The organism is Seonamhaeicola sp. MEBiC01930, from assembly GCF_045277075.1.
Classification (GTDB): domain Bacteria; phylum Bacteroidota; class Bacteroidia; order Flavobacteriales; family Flavobacteriaceae; genus Seonamhaeicola.
The window spans coordinates 916,342-936,843 of record NZ_CP104270.1; the positions used below are offsets into that span (position 1 = coordinate 916,342).

A 20,502-nucleotide genomic window follows, 5' to 3' on the forward strand; every position below is an offset into this window, starting at 1 on the left:
CTCTCTCTAGCTAACTGTTTGTTCTATTTCTTTTAAAGCAACTTTTAGAATATCAAAAAATTGGTCTACATGAACCTTTTCAATATTTAGGGGAGGCAAAATCCTTAATAGCTTTTTATTTGCTGCCCCACCGGTAAACACCTTATGATTATAAATTAATTCCTTTCTAAGACCTCCTACTTCAAAATCAAATTCAAGTCCAAGCATTAATCCTCTTCCTTTAACCTCTTTAATTTGAGGAATCTCTTTGGCCTTCTCAACAAAGTAAGCTCCTAATTCCTTTACATTATCTAATAGGTTCTCTGATTCAATAGTATTTAAAACTGCCAAACCTGCTGCACAAGCTAAATGGTTTCCACCAAAAGTGGTTCCAAGCATACCATACTTCGCCTCAATATCTGGGTGAACTAAAATCCCACCTATTGGGAATCCATTCCCCATTCCTTTAGCTAAGGAAATAATATCTGGTGTTACATCATAATTCTGAAAAGCAAAGAATCTACCTGAACGTGCATAACCACATTGAATTTCATCTGCAATAAACATAGTATTATTGGCTTTACATAAAGCATCTACATGTTCAAAGAATTCTCCATTAGCTTCATCTAAACCACCAATACCTTGAATGAACTCAATAATAACCGCACAAACATCTCCTTTTTCTAATTCGGTTTTTACAGCCTCAACATCATTTAATTCTAAAATGGTTACCTCTTGTTGCGCATTTATAGGCGCTACGATATTTGGATTATCAGTTGCCGCAACCGCCGCAGATGTACGCCCGTGAAAACCTTTTTTGAAAGATACCACACGTTTCTTTCCTGTTTTAAAAGAAGCTAATTTTAGAGCGTTTTCATTAGCTTCAGCTCCTGAATTCACCAAAAATAATTGGTAATCTTCACAGCCAGAAAGCTGCTCTAACTTACTTGCTAAATCCTTTTGCAAAGGGTTCTGAATGGCATTTGAATAAAACCCTAAGGCATTCACCTGATCTGTAATGGCCTTTACATAATTTGGGTGCGCATGCCCAATAGAAATAACGGCATGCCCTCCGTAAAGGTCTAAATACTCGGTTCCCTGGTCATCATAAACATGAATTCCTTTTCCTGAAACCGGTGTAACATCATATAATGGATAAACGTCAAATAATGGCATTTTTAACTCTTTTTAATTTGATTAATCTTTTCGAATGAAGCGTTAATCCCTTTGATTAAAGATGAACTTAACCCTTGGTGCTCCATTTCATTCAATCCTTCAATAGTGCAACCACTTGGTGTAGTTACCCTATCAATTTCTGCTTCAGGGTGTCTACCTGATTCTTTCAATAAACTAGCCGCTCCGTAACAAGTGTGTAATGCTAACTCATGAGCCTCTTCAGCTTCAAACCCTAATTGGATAGCTCCTTGCGTTGTAGCGCGTACCAAACGCATCCAAAAAGCAATTCCACTAGCACAAATTACTGTTGCTGCTTGAATCTGTTCTTCAGGAATTACCATAGTAGTTCCCAATTGGTTAAATACTTTTTGTGCCAATTCAATTTTCTCTTCGCCAATTTCATTTGCTGACAAACAGGTCATTGATTTTCCAATGGAAATAGCCGTATTTGGCATCACTCGAATGATATGTTTATCTGCTCCAATAACACTTTCAATTTTTGAAATAGCGAATCCTGCAGCTACCGACATAATCAAATGTTTTTTGGTAATTTCTGAAGCCACTTCTTTTAAAACAGCTTCAACATGTCTTGGTTGTAATGCAAAAATCACCAAATCAGAATTCATAACCGCTTCTTTATTATAATTGGTTATGGTTACATATTCTTCTTCTTCAAACTGAGAAACCGCAGAGGTATTCTTGTCGCTCAAATATAAAGAGGTAAACGTTTTATTTTTGATTAAACCTTTTGCAATTGAACTTCCTAAATTTCCAGTTCCTATTATAGCTATTTTCATGTTTTTTTCTTTTAAAAATAAGTAGCTTTTAAATTCAACCCAGTGGTTTCTTCCAACCCTAACATTAAATTCATATTTTGAATGGCTTGCCCTGAGGCTCCTTTCAATAAATTATCAATTATACTAGTCACCAATAATTTACCATTATGCTTATGCAAATGAATTAAACACTTGTTAGTATTCACCGCTTGCTTTAAATGCAAATTATCATCACTTACAAAAGTGAAAGCCGCATCCTTGTAATATGATTTATAAATTTCTTTTGCATCCTCTACCGTTCCTTCAAAATCAGTATAAATGGTTGCAAATATTCCTCTAGAGAAGTTTCCTCTATTAGGCATAAAAAGAATATCTGAATCAAAATTATTTTGTAATTGCTTAACCGACTGATTTATCTCTCCTAAATGTTGATGCGTAAATGGTTTATAATAAGAAAAATTATTATCTCTCCAGGTGTAATGGGTGGTAGCCGATAATGACGTACCCGCTCCAGTAGCTCCTGTTACAGCATTAATATGCACATCTTGATTAAGTAAACCCGAATCCGCTAATGGTAACAACCCTAATTGGATTGCTGTGGCGAAACAACCTGGATTAGCTATATAATTTGCACTTTCAATAGCTTCTTTTTGCAACTCTGGTAATCCGTACACAAAAGTTTTTCCATTGAATACTTTATCGGTTTCTAGTCTAAAGTCGTTTCCTAAATCAATAATTTTTGTATTATCAGAGAAGGAATTAGCTTTTAAGAATTTTACAGAATTACCATGTCCTAAACATAAGAACAAAACATCAACATTAGGATTCACCGTATCAGTAAACGTTTTATCTAAAGACCCCACCATATCTTGGTGTACTTTACTTATCTGATTTCCCCCATTACTGGTACTAAAAACAAAGTCTATTTCTACTTGAGGGTGATTAATTAATAATCTTATTAATTCTCCTGCAGTATAACCAGCACCTCCAATTATTCCAACCTTAATCATTTCTTTTATTTTTTTATATCGTAATGAGTTAATAAAATAATTTAGTAAAAATCAACCGCTTCGCTTTCGCTTAAAAAAATTCTTTTTTTCGATTGAAAACTAAAAAATAATTTTCGTTAAACTCATTTCATTACTTTGAATTTACGTGTTGATATATTTTATTCTGGTTTCCTAGGATTTTAATGAACCCTTTAGCATCATCTGCCGTCCAACCTTTATTTTCCTCACCATAGCTACCAAATTTAGCACTCATTAAATCATGCTCTGAACTTATGCCATCCAATGAAAAATTATAAGGCATTAAAGTTACAACAACATCACCACTTACTTTATCTTGAGAGCTAGTTAAAAAGGCTTCAATATCTCTCATTACAGGATCTAAATATTGACCTTCATGTAAGTGCATACCGTAGAAACTAGACAAATACTCTTTATGCTGTAATTGCCATTTGGTTAATGTATGTTTCTCTAGAAGATGATGTGCTTTTACTGTAATTAAGGCTGCCGCTGCTTCAAATCCAACTCTACCTTTAATTCCAACAATGGTGTCACCTACATGTATATCTCTTCCTATCCCATATGCCGAAGCCAAATTATTTAAAACTTCAATATTAACCTCAGGTGCATTTTCTACACCATTCACCTTAGTTAATTCTCCTTTATTGAAAGTTAACTTTACTTTTTCAGGTTCTGAATGTTTTACCTGAGATGGATATGCTTGCTCAGGCAAAGGTTGGTCTGAAGTTAATGTTTCAGCGCCACCAACGCTTGTTCCCCAAAGTCCTTTATTGATAGAGTACTTTGCTTTTTCCCAAGACATATCAATACCATTTTGCTTTAAATAGTCAATTTCTTGTTGTCTTGTTAATTGCTCGTCTCTAATTGGTGTGATGATTTGAATGGTTGGCGCCAAAGTTTGAAAAATCATATCGAACCTTACTTGGTCGTTTCCTGCCCCTGTACTTCCGTGGGCAATATACTCAGCACCTATAGTTTTTGCATATTCAACTATTTCTATAGCTTGAACGATACGTTCAGCACTTACTGATAACGGATATGTGTTATTCTTCAACACATTTCCAAAAATTAAGTACTTCACAACCTTTTGGTAAAAGGTTGAAACCGCATCAATATTTTTATAAGTAGCAACCCCCATTTTATAGGCGTTACTTTCAATATGACCTATTTCTTCTTTTGTAAACCCACCTGTGTTTACACTAACCGCATGAACTTCATATTCTTTTGATAAACTTACCGCACAATATGATGTATCTAAACCTCCACTATATGCAATTACTAACTTCTTCATGTGTTCTATTTAAATTTTATTTTTAAGAATCTTATTAAATTGATTAATCTTCGATTCGAAATATGGATTAACGTAATATTTATATTTGTACTCATCTCTTAGTTTTCCTAGTTTTTCTAAGGTCTCAATTAACACAGGTGATAAGTCTCTTAGAGTAATAAATTTCATTCCTAACAACTCATTATTGTTATGGACTGTAGCATCTTGGGCTATTGAAATAAGAAATTCTTTAGAGAACTTTTTGGTTAAAAAATCCATTAGAAGTAGCCCTAAATTATTGTTTCTGTATGACTTATGAATCCATAAAGAAGACCTTTCATAAACCGAATATTTATCAATGGTATGTCTGTGGGCAAAAATATGACCATAAATCTCATCATCTTTCATTAAAAGATAGCAACCATTTTTTAAACGATCTAGCAACATCCCAACACTAGCATGATACATAGCTGGAAGGTTTTTTGTTCGTTCTGAGATAATCTGTAACTGAGTTTTAGAAATCTCATGTGTAAAAACAACCTCTAAACCTTGTATTTCGCTATAGGCCTTTGCTTCTTCTACAACAGTATTTTTTTCTATGTCCAATATTGAATTCATTTTTCAATACTTAATAAACACTTCAGATTTAATTAATGACCAAAGTATTTAATTAAGCTTTTTTAGCTTTTAAATTTTCACTCTAAATTATAACGAAAATGAAAGTAACGCATACTTTCGTAAACTGAATAGCCCCTTAGGGGCGAGCTTGAGGAAAACGCACAACATTTGTTCTAGTAGTGTTAACTAGAACAGAAGAGATAAGAGATATGTTGTTTTCTGTTTTCACTGAATAACCATCTTAACTATTAACTCTAAATCGTCGGCGTGAGCCCCTTTCGTTAATATAAGCCGCAAAATTACAACTTATTATGAATTAAACAACATTAAACTAAAAAAATCAACACCTATAATTTTCTATGAAAGAACAATAGATCAAAAAATTAGCCCTAATATTTAAATTCTCTTGTAGATACTTTATCGGCTGAAGGAAAATCTTGAGGTATTTCTGTTTGAGTTACTTTATTTGTAGCAGCCCATTCTACACCTCTAGTAAATAGTGTTATAAACCCAACACATTCAAATGATTTTGTATCATGCCCCAATGGCGTATGAAAAACTCTACCTTCCCCATATTTTATTACCATAACCACTGGTTCTTTTTGCTCCAATTCTGGAGCTTTTTTTGTAGAAACTGCAGTAGCCAAAATATCAACATTCTTCGCCGGACCTCTTAAAAAGGCATAACATTCGTCTGGAGCATGCATCCATACTTTCGGCATTCCTTTAGTAATGGGGTGTCCTGTATCAAAAATAGATATAGGAAAAGCTTTCCTCTTACCATGTGCACCACCTTTACCTGGACTATAATCTCTTTTTGTTTTATTGTCTTTATCTACATATAAATAAGGACCATCTTTTTCGGTTCTTCCACCCCAACCTCCTATGGCTATCATTTCATTGTATGCTTCCCATTTTGGAAAACTATTATCTGCGGCATGCACACTTACAAACCCACCACCATTTTTTATATAATTTTCAAAAGCAATTTTGGTCTCTTCAGGCCATGAAGCTGCACGCCAACCAAAATTAGAAATTACCACATCGTATTTTGAGAATTTTGGGCTAAAATCAGGATCAGTTTTAGGTTTTCCTTCTATACCCTCTGGTACCTTTTTCGCATAGCCCAACCAATCCTTAAATTTCTCACTTTTATTTAAAAATTTGGTTCTGGCAATATCTACCTTAAAAAGTCCTGTTTCTTCTAAATACTGTTTCATCATGATTGTAGATTTTGGCCATACCTCATGATTATTTTGTCCATCTACTATTAACACTTTAATCTTTTTTGCATAAGCACTACTTTTTGTAGCATTAGTAAAAAAGCAAAAAACACACATTAAAAAAGTGATATATCTTTTCATAATATTGAAATTATTATTACAATTCTCTAACCCAAATATTTCTATAACTCACACCACTATTATCACGATGATCTTGAAGCTTTATAGGGGCTTTTTCATGGGCTTTATTTTTTGGCCAGCCAATAAACTCCGTGGTTCCTTTAATTATATAGTGGTCCTGAATTAACACACCATTATGAAGCACAGTAATTGTTCCAGCTTTTATTTTACGACCTTCACTATTAAACTTAGGCGCATGATAAATAACATCATAGCTATTCCACTCTCCGCTTGGAGCTGAAGCTTTTACTAAGGGTATTGATTGCTTGTAAATAGACCCAACTTGTCCGTTCACATAAGTATCATTATCATTATTATCTAGAACTTGAATTTCATATCTACCTTGAATAAAAATACCGCTATTACCTCTATGCTGACCTTCCCCTCTAACTTCTCCAGGTGATTTCCATTCTATATGCAATTGTATATCTCCAAAATTACGTTTGGTTTGTATGTCACCAGTTTTATTTTTAACGGTCATACTTTTGTCTGGATTTAAAATCCATTTCACGGCTGACGAATCTTTAGATGACACCCACCCATCAAAATTAGAACCATCAAAAAGTACAATAGCATCTGATGGAATCCTTGTCACCTCATCTACCGTTATCTCCTTAGGTTTGGGCTCCCAAACCTCAGTTTGCTTAGGCTTGGTTGGTTCTTCTCCAGGGGCTTCTTTAAAGGTTTTTATCAATTCTTCTGGTTCAGAACCTTCCTCGGTAAAACCTTGTTGCTTACAAGAAAAAAAAGACATCAAAACAAGTAAGACTAGAAACTTTTTCATTTTAAATCCCTAATACGCTCTTTAAATAATCTTCATCAATGTCTCCTCCAGCAAAATCATCAAAACTACGAGTAGCAGCTTCTATAATATGCTTCTTAATAAATGGAGCTCCTTCTCTAGCACCTTGCTCAGAAGATTTAATACAACATTCCCATTCCATAACCGCCCACAAGTCTAATCCGTACTTAGTTAATTTAGAAAATATAGCACTAAAATCTACTTGCCCATCTCCTAAACTTCTAAATCTGCCCGCTCTATCTTTCCAATCAGCATAACCACCATAAACCCCTTGTCTTCCTGTTGGATTAAACTCGGCATCTTTTACATGAAAGGCTCTTATACGCTCATGATAAATATCTATAAACGACAAATAATCTAATTGCTGTAATACAAAGTGACTAGGATCATAAAGTAAATTAGCTCTAGAATGATTTCCCGTTGCCTCTAAAAAACGTTCATACGAAATACCATCATGTAAATCTTCTCCTGGGTGTATTTCATAACACACATCAACTCCATGTTCATCAAAATGATTTAAAATAGGCAACCATCTATTCGCTAATTCTTTAAAACCCATTTCTACTAATCCATTAGGGCGTTGTGGCCATGGGTATACCGTATGCCACATTAATGCGCCGGAAAATGATGCATGAGATTTTAAACCTAATCTTCCACTAGCTGTCCCACATTTTTTAACAAAGTCTATGGCCCACTCTGTTCTTGCCTTGGGGTTACCTCTTACATGTTCTGGAGCAAAACCGTCAAACATTGAATCGTAAGCAGGGTTAACCGCTACCAATTGCCCTTGTAAATGGGTAGACAATTCTGTAATTTCTAATCCGTATGAGTTTACTTTTCCCTTTAATTCATCACAGTAGGTTTGGCTTTCGGCTGCCTTTTCAATATCTATTAGACTAGATTCCCAAGTAGGTATTTGAATTCCTTTATATCCTAAATCGGCTGCCCATTTGCACATACCATCTAAACTATTAAATGGTGCCTCACTTCCAGCAAATTGAGCTAAAAAAACAGCAGGTCCTTTTATTGTTTTCATATTATAATAATCTCTTTAAATTTTAACTTAGCTTAGTCCAAGCTGCATTATTTTTATCGCTTTCTACAGAAGCATAAATAAACTGCATACCTCGCACGCCATCTTTAGCTGTTGGGTAATCTGGTGTTTCAATGGTTTCACCATTTAGAATTGCCATTAAATGGGTTGCAAAGTTTTTATAAATAGTTGCAAAAGCCTCCAAATACCCCTCTGGATGGCCCGCAGGAATTCTTGAAACACTTAATGCTTCATCATACAAATCATTCCCATTTGGTGTATACACTTTTACAGGTTTATCTAACCAATGTGTTATTAATTGATTAGGATTTTCTTGATGCCATTCTAAACTACCTTTTTCACCATACACCTTAATAGCTAAATTGTTTTCTTCTCCTAATGCAATTTGCGAAAAAGACATGGTACCTTTAGCTCCATTATCCATTCGCAATAATAAATTACCATCATCATCCAAGGTTCTACCTTCCCCAAAAACACCTAAATCTGCAGCCAGCTCTTCAATTCTAAGCCCTGTTATATACTCAACAAGATTCTCAGCATGTGTACCTATATCTCCTAAAGCCCCACCAATACCAGAACGTTTAGGGTCTACCCTCCAAGACGCCTGTTTTTGTCCTGTTTTTTCTATAGAGGTTGACAACCACCCTTGTAAATACTGCACTTGTATTTTTCTAATATTTCCTAAATCGCCTTTAGCCACCATAGCCTTGGCTTGCTTTACTAATGGGTGCCCAGTATAGTTATGGGTTAAAGCGAATAGTTTCCCACTCTTTTTAACTATTTTCTCAAGCTCAACAGCTTCGTCTAAAGTTAATGTCATGGGTTTATCACTTACCACGTGAAAGCCGTTTTCTAATGCCATTTTTGCTGGCGGAAAGTGCATGTAATTTGGCGTTACAATAGCAACAAAATCCATTCGTATATCTTCTGGTAATTCCTTTTCTTTTGAAATCATTTCCTCAAAAGTGCCATAACACCTATCTTCTGGAAGATATAATGCCTTACCTGATGCTATTGATTTTTCTGCACTACTACTAAAAGCACCACATACTAATTCTATCATCCCATCAATCGAAGCCGCTTTTCTGTGTACATCTCCAATGAATGAACCAGCGCCACCACCGACCATTCCCATTCTTAATTTTCTACTCATTTTTTAATTAAGCTTGTTCTGTTTTTCTATTTTTTTTCATGTATATATTTAACCCTAAAAAGGCCACAATTAAAATTGCTGGTAAAATGGACATGGTTCTTAATGCTTCTCCTGCCCCACTAGCACCATCCATTAAACGTCCCATTATTGGTAATACTATTGATACAGAAAACATTCCTGCTCCTCCCATTATAGAAAGTCCTAGTGCTCCTGTTTCTGGTAAATATTCTGCAACAAAACCTAGCATTGTTGGCCAGAAAAAAGTAACACCTACTGCAAATACGGCTGCTGCCACAAAGGTCATTCCGCCACTTGTAACAGTTAATAACCATAATCCAATAAATGTAAATATTGCTGAATATAACAACATACCTGACGGACTTAATTTATGCACTACCTGACCTGCAAATAAACGACCAAGAGCCATAATTCCATTAATAAATGCCAAAACTAAAAGAGGTGCGGAAACCGATTCTTTTAACAAAGATTCTATGCGTTGAGTAGTACCCAATTCTGACGCCGCAGTTAAAAACATACAAGCCACCATAAATAAGAATAATGGTTTAAGTACACTGCTGAACATTTTTTTATTGCTAATACCTAGTTGTACACGTTCTGTAACCGGGATTTTTTGCCCAAAAAACATAAACCCATAGGCCATTAGTGGAATAAACAAAGTAGCTACCATAACTTGCCAACTTAAATCTAATACATCCATAACAAGCCAACCTAATAGTGCACCTATTACAATACCTCCAGGAAACCAAACATGAAACCTATTCAACATTTTAGTTTTTTCATCAGGATACATAGACGCCACCATTGGATTTAATGCTGCTTCAACAAAACCGTTCCCAATTCCAATAAATAAGGTTGCAATAAATAGTGAAGTCATTGAATCTGCCATTAAAGTTAACACTATGCCTACTGCATGTGTTATAAAAGCCATCCATGTTATTTTTTTTATACCTAATAAATCAACCAATGGACCTCCAATTATCATGGCAATAGTAAATCCAAAAAAAGCTGGAGCAAAAGCATAACCTAGCTGCTCTAAAGTTAAACCGACACCCTCAGGACCGAATACGGTTTCTAATCTAGCTCTAATAGCAAAAGTCATAGCCGTGGTAATTAAAGCTAGACAACTTCCAAAAAAAAGTCTGTTTTTGTTGATGTTTTCCATTTCTATTTAGTTTAGTTAGTATTCCTCTCTATAAAGGTATCTCTATTACAGACATGTACTTTTTACCTATATAATTAGATGAAAAATTTACTCCACATCTCCCTTCATCCCATAATAGTTTGCGTTGGTAAACACGTGAAAATATAGAATAAAAATAAACTGCATGTTTATTTTTATTCAGTGAAAGAATTTAAACACTAAAACTACAATTATTATGAGTAAGCAGACAATGCTTCATCAATTGAATGTAATCTTCTGTACTCATTAGGAGAGCACTTTTCATGCTTTTTAAATACTGTGGAAAAATACTGGCTTGTAGCAAAACCACACATATAAGCTATCTCACTAACGGTTAAATTATTCTTTTCTTTAAGTATTTTTTTTGACATCTCTAACCTCCGCATCGTCAAGTAACGCATTGGTGTTAAGTTAGTTAATCTCTTGCAATGATGTGTAAATCGTGTTAAACCAACCCCTGCAGACTGAGACATTTGCTCAATAGTCCAATTTTCTGCTAAATTCTTATCTAACTCCTTCAAAAAATACTGTACACTTCTAGAGCTATCTGTTAAAGACTCATTTAAAACAATGTTTTCCGTGTTCAATAAATCTAAAATAAGGATTAAAAGGTAATTTATTAGCAACCTTATTCTTGAAGCATTACTGCCATTTTCATCTGTATTTATAGCTAAATTTATACGTTTAAAACAATCTCTTACACGTTGGTCTGTTTTTAAAATAGACTTCTCATTATGCCTTAAAATCTTAGTCAATCTGGAAAGATCTGAATCCGTAAGCGTTATCCAATCTGGCCAAACCCACTCTTGATGTGGTCTGCGCACTCCCAAATCAATAATAACCCAATAAAACTTCCCCATTCCTATGTGAGGGTTCCCAACTTTATGCGCCTCCCACGGACGCGTTATTGTTAGATGGTTTGGCGTTAACAACACCTCTCTATTTTCTTGAGAATACGGCATGGAACCAGACTCTAAAAAATGAAACTCAATACCTTCATTTCTATGCCAGTCAAGACCCCAGTCTTGCGGCTCATTAGCATCCCAGTAACCAATACTATTTAAACCAACGGTATTTTCATCCAGCCTATCTCCAGGATACGTATGTCTTGCAAGGGCCTTAAACTTCAATTTCTTTCTCTTATACGCATCTATAAGAGGCAAACATGTATCTGCGTGATAAACAACACCATCAGCTTCATATGGCTCTATTTCCTGTACGTTTATTTTCACTGAAATAATTTAAACATTATTATCATGCAAAGTAGTTATTTTTCCACTTATTATAAAAATTGTTAGTTTATTTAATACTTTTAACAATTAACTTTACATTTCATTATCAAATTACAACTAGAAATATATTGCCTTTTTAAACAAACTTTATGATGACAGAACACCCACAAAAATATGATGCTATAGTAATAGGAACTGGTATTAGCGGTGGTTGGGCTGCTAAAGAATTATGTGAAAACGGATTAAAAACATTGGTTTTAGATCGTGGTCGAGATGTAAAACATATTGAAGACTACCCAACAATGTACCAAGATCCATGGGATTTTGAACATCGAGGAGCACAAAGTATAAAAACTCAGGAAAGACAGCATATTCAAAGCCGTTTATGGGACGGAACATTAACAAAGCCTGAAACGAGACACTGGTTTGTTGATGACATTAAACATCCATACAACGAGGTTAAGGAATATCTTTGGCTACGTGGCTATCATGTTGGTGGACGTTCAATAATGTGGGGCAAACAAACGTACCGATGGAGCGAAATGGATTTTGAAGCCAACAAATTAGATGGGCATGGTGTAGATTGGCCAATTCGTTATAAGGACATTGCACCCTGGTATGATAAGGTGGAAGAATTTATAGGTGTGTCTGGAAAAAACTTAGGACTAGCACAACTTCCTGATGGAAAATTCTCTCCTCCTATGGAGTTAAATTGTGTCGAATTAGATTTACAAGAGCATATAAACGAAAATTTTGATGATGATCGTTTATTAACAATTGGACGAGTAGCTCATAAAACTGGAAATGCAGAACATGAGGGGCGCTCTAATTGTCAATACAGAAATAGATGTATTCGTGGGTGTCCTTTTGGGGGTTATTTTAGTAGTAATTCATCAACTTTGCCTGCAGCCGAACGTACTGGAAATATGCATTTACGTCCTAACTCTATTGCTTATGAAATTGTTTATGATGAAACCAGGAAAAAAGCTTCTGGAGTAAAAGTTATCGATGCAAAAACTAAGGAAAAATTCTTTTTTAAGGCGTCCATTATTTTTTGTTGTGCCTCAACAATAGCAACCACAAGTATTTTACTACAATCAAAATCGCAACGATTTCCAAATGGATTAGGTAATGATAGTGGTGAATTAGGACACAATTTAATGGATCATCATTATGCAGTTGGAGCAAAAGCCGATATTGATGGTTTTGAAGACAAATACTATAAAGGCAGAAGACCTAATGGCTTTTATATTCCTCGTTTTAGGAATTTAGGCAATGATAAAACTAAAGCTAAAGATTTTATACGTGGCTATGGTTACCAAGGAGGCGCTAGTAGAACAAACTGGAAACGAGCAGTTTCTGAATTAAGTTTTGGTAAAGCATTAAAAGATGAACTTCTAAAACCTGGACATTGGACTATTGGCATGACTGGGTTTGGTGAGTGCCTACCATATCATGAAAACAAAATATCATTAAATTATGATAAGTTAGATGAATGGGGATTACCTACCCTAGACATTGATGCAGAATTTAAAGAAAATGAAATGAAAATGCGAGAGGATATTATGAATCAAGCTATAGCTATGTTAAAAGCTGCTGGTTATAAAAATGTTAAAGGGTTTAATGAAAAAGCTATCCAAGGCGCTTGTATACACGAAATGGGAACTGCTAGAATGGGGAGAAACCCAAACACATCTGTCTTGAATGAGCATAATCAAATACATGCCGTATCAAATGTTTATGTTACAGACGGAGCTTGCATGACGTCTTCGGCTTGCCAAAACCCTTCATTAACGTATATGGCTTTAACAGCTAGAGCTGCTAATCATGCCGCTAATGCATTTAAAAAAAATAAAAAAGCTTAAAACCATGAACAGAAGAGACGCCTTAAAAAATTTAACCATAGGTTTAGGATATACAGTTGCAGCACCAACCGTTTTAAGCATACTTAATTCTTGTTCAGGTAAAGCTGAAACATGGTCTCCTCTATTCTTATCTGAACTTGAGAAACATATAGTTACTCATTTGGCAGACATTATTTTACCATCATCAGAAACCCCCGGAGCCATTGATGTAAATACACCACAATTTTTAGATAAAATGTATTATGAAATGGAAACTAAAGACAAGCAAAAGCTTTTTAAGAGTGGCTCAACCTTGTTTAGTAAAATATTTAAGAATACGTTTAATTATGAAGCAATAGAAGGAAAAAAAGAAGATTTTGAAAAACTACTAGACACGTATTTTAAAATTTCTGAAGAAGAATCAGAAAAAATCTTAAAACTTCAAAGCCTAGAAATAGAAGAAATTCCCGTTGAACATACTGCAAGTTATTCTATTTATAAATTCTTATTATCGGTTAAACATTATACACTATTTGGGTATTTCACCTCAAAGGAAATAGGAGAAAATGTTCTTGCCTATGACCCTATACCAGGAGATTACAAAGGCTGCATATCTGTTGAAGATGCAACTAACGGAATGGCATGGTCCCTATAAAACAAGTTATGAGTAAAAAGACAACCAACTACTTTTTATTTGTTGTATTCACATTGTTTGCTGTGATTCAATTAAATGACCCAGATAGTGTTTTATGGTTTTCAATTTATTTTTATGTGGCATTAATTTGTTTAATAGCCAATTTCAAAACAATCCCTAAAATACTTTTAAACATAACAATTGCTGGACTTTTAATTTACTCTATTTTTCATTTTTCTCTTTTTATTGATTACTTACAAACAGACAACAAAAAAGAAATATTTGGGGAAATGGTTTATGAAAAACCTTATCTAGAAGGCACCAGAGAATTTATTGGGCTTTTATTAGCTGCTTTGAGTGTTTTATATATTTTAAAACAAAAAAAATAAACCATCTTGTTTTGTTTAAAATTTTTCAATGAACAAATACGCACATAAATTCTATTAAAATTTCTCATCTTTGTTCGTTTAAATTTCATCAATCAACCACCTACTTTCAAACTAACAACTAATTAATGAATCGGTTTTTTACATTTTTTTTACTATCCGTAGTAAGTCTATTTTCAACCACAACATTTTCTCAAAATAATATTTCTGGACATGTAAAAGATGAAAACAATAATGCTCTGAAAGACGTAATCATATCTTTTATAGATTCAAACTTAAACACTAACACAAATAGTAATGGTGCTTTTTATTTAGAAAACGTTGCAAACGGAAATTACGTAATTTCAATTTCTCATTTAGGCTATAAATCTATTACCCAAAATATTTCAATAGAAAAAGATTTATCACTCTCTTTTGTATTAGAAGAAGATTTACTCAACCTAGAAACTATAATTGTTACAGGTACTTTTGACCCAAGAACATCTTTAGAATCTACCACTTCTGTTAGCATACTCAACAATAAAACTATTCAACAAACTTTGCCTCAAGGCACCGCTAGTTTACTTCAAAATATTCCAGGAACATTTACAGATGCTTCAGCTGGTGAAGTATTTACAAAAGTGTATACAAGAGGAATTTCAGCGTCCGCAGAAGACGACACTGGTTGGTATTACACATCCCTACAAGAAGATGGACTACCTGTAAGTCTTGTACAATATTCTTATTATGGTCCAGATTTGTTTCATCGTGTTGATTTAACCACTAAAAAAGTAGAAGCTTTAAGAGGGGGAAGCTCATCAATTACAACGCTTAATGCGCCAGGTGGAATTTATAATTTTATTTCCAATGGCAGAAGAAACCAATTTGGAGGAGATATTCAATTTACAAGCAACCCAACTGAAAACAATAACAGTTTGTATAAAATAGACGCCAATTTTGGCGGGCCTTTAGGCAAACATTGGTTTTTTAATACAGGTGGACATTACAGACAGGATAATGGAGCCCGCAATAATGATTTCTCATTTAGCCAAGGCGGGCAATTTAAATTCAATATTATAAAAGAATATACTGGTGGGTATTTGAAATTTTATGGAAAACTATTGAATGATAAAACTAATCGTTACAATGGTGTTGCAGCTACAAACTGGGATAACCCTACACCTGCTTTCAATCAAGATTTTAACACTACCTCTTTATTAATGCCAAGTTTTAATGGTAATATTCCTGATGGGAGAAACCTAAATAGCACCGTTAGTTTTAATCCCGCACAAGGCGTTCATGCCAAAGACATTGCTTTTGGTGTTGATTTTTCTATAGATTTGGGCAACCAATGGAATCTTCAAAATAATGCTAAATTTTCAGCAAAAAAAGCAAATTGGCAAACATCAATAAGTAATACTTTTGAATCTCTTAATGGTTTTTTACCTTATTATTTAGTTAGTAACGGCAATCCTTTTCCTGCAGGTCAAATTATATTTCGCGATGCAGAATCTGGTTCAGAATTAGCTCGAATTAACAATGCCCCTATTTTTTCTGGTGAACCTATTGAATATTTAACAGATAGCAGATTACCAAACGATGCTATAATGGGAACTTCAGCTTGGTATAAAGACACTACCGCCGACGAATTTATGGATCGTTTGGTATTAAACAAGCAAACGGATAACCATAACATTTCTGTTGGATTGGATTTAGGAATTTCTAACACTTCTTTATACACACAGGGTTCTTTTGCTTTTACCACTTACGAACCTAACCCAAGAATGCTTCAAGTTACTCTTGAAAACCCTGGAAGTCCTGCTATGGAATTGTCTGATGAAAACGGACTTAGTAATTACGGTGGTTTGTTTTTTGTGAATACTGAAGCCAAAGTAGACCAAATATCAACCTTTATTAATGACAAATGGAAAGTATCTGACCAACTTCATATAGACTTAGGTCTTCGTCATGAATCAATTACGCACAAGGGCAGCAAAGACCGTTTTGCTCCTTTTACACAAAATGGTGGACTAGACGGTAACGAAAATACGGCTTACGACAATAACATTTTAAAACCAACCGGTGAAAAAGATCCTTTTAATTATTCATACCATTATCTATCATTTTCCGGAGGCATCAATTATAGAATAAACAGCAACAGTGCAGTTTTCACAAGACTATCTAAAGGTAATAAAGCCCCAGAACTAAATTATTATTTCGATAACTTCTCTAATGTTCCAATAAACAAAAAAGGAGAAGTTCAAAAAATAGTGCAGGCAGAAATTGGTATTAAATACAACCTAAAAAACATTTCTTTTACAAGTACCGCTTTCTGGAGCCAGCTTAAAGATATTGGAATTGCTAATTTTGAATTTGATGAAAGTAGTGGTAGTGTTTTTTACACGCCAATTTTATTTAACACCTCCAGAACTATTGGTTTAGAATGGGAAAGTATTTACACACCATTTCTAAATTTAGTATTTCGTTTTAATGGTATCCTTCAAAACCCAAAAGCAACAGGCTGGAATATATATGACGCCGCTGGATCTGTAGACACAACTGATGATAGCATTGTAGATTATTCAGGTAGTACGCTACCATTTAACCCAAAATGCATGTTTAATTTTAATACTGAATTTGCAAAAGATAACTTTTCAGTATTCTTAAAATGGCAATATATGGGGAAACGCTTTGGCAATGTTGCCAATGGTTTTGAACTTTCTGCTTACAGTATTTTTAACTTTGGTACTGGATATAAAATCAACAAACATATAACAACAAATATTTTAGTAACAAACCTTTTTAATTCTGAAGGATTAGCTAACTTTTTCGGTGCTAATAATTTTGGTGCTAATGCTAACGGAGCAACTCCTGAGTTTATTGCTGCAAATCCAGACGCTAGTTTTGTTGTAGTTCCTGTATTACCGAGAAGAGCCATAATACAGTTAAAATATAGCCTTTAGCCTATACCAAAACAGATAATAAGACTTATTTAAAAAAACACCTGAAACGTATTGGTTAACAGGTGTTTTCACTCACTAACTAATTTTATTAAATTACTTTTTTTCTTCTTTTTCAAGCGCGTCTAAAGTCCAATAATCTTCACGCTCTTTTGTTTCTGATCTTGTAATTCGAACATCCTTTCTGCTAACCAAGCTTGCTTCATTCACCGCTCTTACATAACTTAACACATCTGCAATCCATTGATCACCATTACTTTTTAATGGCAGCATTATACCATAATCCTTTCCATCAATAGGACCAATTAAACCATTCAATAGTATTTTGGTTAAGGTACTTTTGCTACCCGTAACTCTAGGACTTCCTATTAAGGTAGGTGCAATATAAGAACCATCCTCATTCTTTGCACCCTCCATATCTGCTCCATGACATGTAATACACAATTCATTATATATATCATACCCTTTAAATATGGTTTGTCTTTGCCCCATAGTTTTACTTGCAAACTGCTCTTTTAACTTAGCTAATTTAGAATCGTCCTTCTTTAAACTTTCCTTAACCGAATGTGCAATAATTTCGTTTTCACTAAAATCACTACCAATTGCATTTAAAATCTCGGTAGCTTTCTCATCCTTACTATTTCTTAAACTTAATGCTATTTGATTTATAATTTCAATATCATCACAACCAGCTAATTCCTTCAATTTTGGCAAAAATGAAGTATCTCCTTCTTTTAAAAAGCGATCTGCTAGTCTTATGGCTATTACTTTTACTCTAGAATCTTCATCATTTAATTTTTCAGCAATCAACTCTTTATCTAAAGCGTCTAAACCTTCCAAAGTATAAAGTGCGTGTATTCTTTGTAATACCAAATCCTTATCTCCACTAAAAAAAGATGTATTATCTAAAGCTATCTCTTTTAATTCTGAAACAACAGACATGTCTTCTTTCAAAATAATTAATTTCTGTGCCGTGTTTCTATACCATCCATTAGGATGCCCTAAAAACTCTATTAATTCAGAAGCAGATTTCCCTAATAAATTAGGTCTTTTATCTGGTGTAATATCTTCATGAACTATTCTATAAATTCTACCTTTACCTATATTTTTATCTAAGCCTTTACGTACAATAACAGGTCTTATCTTACTACCTTCCCTAGTCCAATTACTTTCTTGTATAATACCACGATACATATCTACAATATACAATGCACCATCTGGTCCTGTTTTGGCTTGAACTGGTCTAAAATTTAAATCTGTAGATGCCATAAACTCAGTTTTTTCATATGGGTTATATAAAACACGTTTCCCATTTTCATTTTTAACCTTAGCTCTACGTATAAGCCTACCAACTGGCTCCGGAATAAATAAATCTCCATACATAAACTTTGGTAGTTTATGACCACGGTATATCTCCTGCCCTGCTACTCCCGTAAAATAATTAAGCGTATTATCTTCTCTCAACCTTTTGGGACCACCTTGAACATCAGGTGTTCCAACAACAGGCCATGGTTCCATAAAACCTTTTTCTAATCTACCAGGAGGATCATAAGCTCCATAAACAGCATGTTGTTGGAAACCATATGCAGGATTTTCAGCACCCGCTGTAGAATAGTACATTATACCCATATCATCTTGGGTTAAACCCCATTGACCTTTAGTCATATTCTCTAAGGTATCAACAACAACCTCATTTTTCTTGAACCTAAATCTTGCAGGATTATATGTAGTATAAACCCAATTATCTAAATTCCATAACAAACCACTTTGTTGGTGTTCTAAATTTCCACCACGTTTATTTTCATTATAATAAACACGTTTTTTCTCATCGGCTACACCGTCTCCATCTGTGTCTTTATAACTCCATAAATCATAAGAAAATGTTTCATTAACAATTAGCTCGTTTTCAAGAGGCAAAATCATTCTTGGCAACATTAAACTGTCAACAAAAACAGTAGACTTATCCATTTTACCATCACCATCTAAATCTTCAAGTAATTTTATTTTACTAATAGATCTTTTCGTACCAGAGCCATCAACATCTTGCATGTAAGTATTCATTTCAGCAACATACATTCTCCCATCTCCATCCCAAGCAATAGCAACAGGTTCATCAACCATAGGTTCACTGGCTACCAATTCAACTTTAAATCCTTCAGGCAAATAAAAGGTTTTCATACTTTCTTCTGGAGACATAAAAGTTGATGGTGCCTCTGGAACTATTTCAGGTTTTTCATAAATCTTATCAACATATTCCTTTTCCTTTTGGCAACAAAAAAACGTAAAGCCTAAAGTAATAGCTAGACCTATTCCAAATATTCTATTCTTCATTTAATAATAAGTTTATTGGTAATTTAAATAAGGGCTAATAATTATTATTGAGGAAATCATTCTACAATAAACTTACCCTTCATTATTGCGTAATGACCGGGGAAGCTACAGATAAAATCATAAATCCCTGCTTCTGGTGCATCAAATTCAATTGAAGTAGTTTGACCACCACCAATTAAATCAGTATGAGCTATAATATCTTCTCCCGAATCTCCAGGTATATATTTAGTATCTCTTGAAGCCCCTGCCTTAACTGCAAAAGCAGCAACATTAACACCTTTGTTAAGTATTACAACATTATGCCCCATAACATTAATATCCATCTTCCCCTTATGACGTAACGTTAGTTTAACTTTTTGACCTACTTTAACTTTTATTTCAGTTTTATCAAACTTCATCCCATCATCTCCAACCAACACAACATTAGCAAGATTAGAATCTTCTTTTACTTCTTCTTTAACTTGAGATTTATTTTCATAGGAAAAGCTCTCCTTTTCTTTTTTCTTTTCACCACCACAACTCATTATTAAAATACAGGTAAAAAAAGACATGAGTCCAAACTTCAGTATATTCATTTTTTAGTGTTTTAAGTTCTTATATACTTATTAATATTTAATGCAATTCCAAATATATAAATATATAAACGGAAAGAAGTGCATTATTTTTCACTGAAAAA

At 34.1% G+C, this 20,502-nt stretch carries 17 protein-coding genes; 4 read left to right on the plus strand and 13 right to left on the minus strand.

What is annotated here, in order from left to right; all coding sequences use genetic code 11:
- Positions 1 to 6: 6 nt before the first annotated feature.
- The 11 genes from N1F78_RS04035 to N1F78_RS04085 all read right to left on the minus strand — a co-directional run bounded on the left by N1F78_RS04035 (position 7) and on the right by N1F78_RS04085 (position 11,692).
- Positions 7 to 1,155 (minus strand): aspartate aminotransferase family protein, encoded by a 1,149-nt coding sequence (locus tag N1F78_RS04035; RefSeq protein WP_406684903.1) that lies wholly within the window; start codon positions 1,153 to 1,155, stop codon positions 7 to 9.
- Positions 1,156 to 1,157: 2 nt separating this feature from the next.
- On the minus strand, positions 1,158 to 1,952 hold the full coding sequence (gene proC / locus N1F78_RS04040; protein ID WP_406684904.1) for a pyrroline-5-carboxylate reductase: 795 nt from the start codon (positions 1,950 to 1,952) through the stop codon (positions 1,158 to 1,160).
- 11 nt (positions 1,953 to 1,963) lie between these two features.
- Positions 1,964 to 2,941, minus strand: a complete 978-nt coding sequence (argC, locus tag N1F78_RS04045; protein WP_406684905.1) for an N-acetyl-gamma-glutamyl-phosphate reductase — start codon at positions 2,939 to 2,941, stop codon at positions 1,964 to 1,966.
- Between the two features lie 130 nt (positions 2,942 to 3,071).
- Entirely contained in the window at positions 3,072 to 4,250 is a 1,179-nt protein-coding gene (locus N1F78_RS04050; protein ID WP_406684906.1) for an argininosuccinate synthase, read from the minus strand.
- 9 nt (positions 4,251 to 4,259) lie between these two features.
- Entirely contained in the window at positions 4,260 to 4,847 is a 588-nt protein-coding gene (locus tag N1F78_RS04055) for a hypothetical protein (RefSeq protein ID WP_406684907.1), read from the minus strand.
- Between the two features lie 389 nt (positions 4,848 to 5,236).
- Positions 5,237 to 6,211 carry a ThuA domain-containing protein gene (locus N1F78_RS04060; RefSeq protein WP_406684908.1) on the minus strand — a complete coding sequence of 325 codons (975 nt, stop codon included), beginning with the start codon at positions 6,209 to 6,211 and terminating at the stop codon, positions 5,237 to 5,239.
- 16 nt (positions 6,212 to 6,227) lie between these two features.
- The gene (locus N1F78_RS04065; RefSeq protein WP_406684909.1) at positions 6,228 to 7,034 is read right to left on the minus strand and encodes a DUF1080 domain-containing protein; all 807 of its coding nucleotides are present in this window, start codon (positions 7,032 to 7,034) and stop codon (positions 6,228 to 6,230) included.
- Between the two features lies 1 nt (position 7,035).
- The gene (locus N1F78_RS04070; protein ID WP_406684910.1) at positions 7,036 to 8,088 is read right to left on the minus strand and encodes a sugar phosphate isomerase/epimerase family protein; all 1,053 of its coding nucleotides are present in this window, start codon (positions 8,086 to 8,088) and stop codon (positions 7,036 to 7,038) included.
- A 22-nt stretch (positions 8,089 to 8,110) separates the two neighbouring features.
- Complete coding sequence (locus tag N1F78_RS04075; RefSeq protein WP_406684911.1) at positions 8,111 to 9,259, minus strand: Gfo/Idh/MocA family protein; 1,149 nt, start codon at positions 9,257 to 9,259, stop codon at positions 8,111 to 8,113.
- A 7-nt stretch (positions 9,260 to 9,266) separates the two neighbouring features.
- On the minus strand, positions 9,267 to 10,442 hold the full coding sequence (locus tag N1F78_RS04080; protein ID WP_406684912.1) for an MFS transporter: 1,176 nt from the start codon (positions 10,440 to 10,442) through the stop codon (positions 9,267 to 9,269).
- A gap of 212 nt (positions 10,443 to 10,654) precedes the next feature.
- Positions 10,655 to 11,692, minus strand: a complete 1,038-nt coding sequence (locus N1F78_RS04085; protein WP_406684913.1) for a helix-turn-helix transcriptional regulator — start codon at positions 11,690 to 11,692, stop codon at positions 10,655 to 10,657.
- 152 nt (positions 11,693 to 11,844) lie between these two features.
- On the opposite strand from N1F78_RS04085, the gene N1F78_RS04090 reads away from it, so the two are divergent.
- The 4 genes from N1F78_RS04090 to N1F78_RS04105 all read left to right on the plus strand — a co-directional run bounded on the left by N1F78_RS04090 (position 11,845) and on the right by N1F78_RS04105 (position 17,498).
- Positions 11,845 to 13,557: a GMC oxidoreductase gene (locus tag N1F78_RS04090; RefSeq protein ID WP_406685662.1), complete on the plus strand. Its 1,713-nt coding sequence runs from the start codon at positions 11,845 to 11,847 to the stop codon at positions 13,555 to 13,557.
- Between the two features lie 4 nt (positions 13,558 to 13,561).
- Positions 13,562 to 14,191, plus strand: a complete 630-nt coding sequence (locus N1F78_RS04095) for a gluconate 2-dehydrogenase subunit 3 family protein (protein WP_406684914.1) — start codon at positions 13,562 to 13,564, stop codon at positions 14,189 to 14,191.
- An 8-nt stretch (positions 14,192 to 14,199) separates the two neighbouring features.
- Positions 14,200 to 14,559: a transmembrane 220 family protein gene (locus tag N1F78_RS04100; protein WP_406684915.1), complete on the plus strand. Its 360-nt coding sequence runs from the start codon at positions 14,200 to 14,202 to the stop codon at positions 14,557 to 14,559.
- 125 nt (positions 14,560 to 14,684) lie between these two features.
- Complete coding sequence (locus N1F78_RS04105) at positions 14,685 to 17,498, plus strand: TonB-dependent receptor (protein WP_406684916.1); 2,814 nt, start codon at positions 14,685 to 14,687, stop codon at positions 17,496 to 17,498.
- A gap of 93 nt (positions 17,499 to 17,591) precedes the next feature.
- On the opposite strand, the gene N1F78_RS04110 is transcribed toward N1F78_RS04105, so the two are convergent.
- Together N1F78_RS04110 and N1F78_RS04115 are read right to left on the minus strand one after the other, a co-directional pair.
- A complete protein-coding gene (locus tag N1F78_RS04110) occupies positions 17,592 to 19,826 on the minus strand; it encodes a c-type cytochrome (protein ID WP_406684917.1) in 2,235 nt (744 codons plus the stop codon).
- Between the two features lie 56 nt (positions 19,827 to 19,882).
- The gene (locus N1F78_RS04115) at positions 19,883 to 20,401 is read right to left on the minus strand and encodes a plastocyanin/azurin family copper-binding protein (protein WP_406684918.1); all 519 of its coding nucleotides are present in this window, start codon (positions 20,399 to 20,401) and stop codon (positions 19,883 to 19,885) included.
- Positions 20,402 to 20,502 lie beyond the last annotated feature (101 nt).

Coding starts and splice junctions, on each gene's coding strand:
- N1F78_RS04035 (WP_406684903.1), bottom strand. CDS start 1,155: ATGCCATTATTTGACGTTTATCCATTATATGATGTTACACCGGTTTCA.
- proC (WP_406684904.1), bottom strand. CDS start 1,952: ATGAAAATAGCTATAATAGGAACTGGAAATTTAGGAAGTTCAATTGCA.
- argC (WP_406684905.1), bottom strand. CDS start 2,941: ATGATTAAGGTTGGAATAATTGGAGGTGCTGGTTATACTGCAGGAGAA.
- N1F78_RS04050 (WP_406684906.1), bottom strand. CDS start 4,250: ATGAAGAAGTTAGTAATTGCATATAGTGGAGGTTTAGATACATCATAT.
- N1F78_RS04055 (WP_406684907.1), bottom strand. CDS start 4,847: ATGAATTCAATATTGGACATAGAAAAAAATACTGTTGTAGAAGAAGCA.
- N1F78_RS04060 (WP_406684908.1), bottom strand. CDS start 6,211: ATGAAAAGATATATCACTTTTTTAATGTGTGTTTTTTGCTTTTTTACT.
- N1F78_RS04065 (WP_406684909.1), bottom strand. CDS start 7,034: ATGAAAAAGTTTCTAGTCTTACTTGTTTTGATGTCTTTTTTTTCTTGT.
- N1F78_RS04070 (WP_406684910.1), bottom strand. CDS start 8,088: ATGAAAACAATAAAAGGACCTGCTGTTTTTTTAGCTCAATTTGCTGGA.
- N1F78_RS04075 (WP_406684911.1), bottom strand. CDS start 9,259: ATGAGTAGAAAATTAAGAATGGGAATGGTCGGTGGTGGCGCTGGTTCA.
- N1F78_RS04080 (WP_406684912.1), bottom strand. CDS start 10,442: ATGGAAAACATCAACAAAAACAGACTTTTTTTTGGAAGTTGTCTAGCT.
- N1F78_RS04090 (WP_406685662.1), top strand. CDS start 11,845: ATGACAGAACACCCACAAAAATATGATGCTATAGTAATAGGAACTGGT.
- N1F78_RS04095 (WP_406684914.1), top strand. CDS start 13,562: ATGAACAGAAGAGACGCCTTAAAAAATTTAACCATAGGTTTAGGATAT.
- N1F78_RS04100 (WP_406684915.1), top strand. CDS start 14,200: ATGAGTAAAAAGACAACCAACTACTTTTTATTTGTTGTATTCACATTG.
- N1F78_RS04105 (WP_406684916.1), top strand. CDS start 14,685: ATGAATCGGTTTTTTACATTTTTTTTACTATCCGTAGTAAGTCTATTT.
- N1F78_RS04110 (WP_406684917.1), bottom strand. CDS start 19,826: ATGAAGAATAGAATATTTGGAATAGGTCTAGCTATTACTTTAGGCTTT.
- N1F78_RS04115 (WP_406684918.1), bottom strand. CDS start 20,401: ATGAATATACTGAAGTTTGGACTCATGTCTTTTTTTACCTGTATTTTA.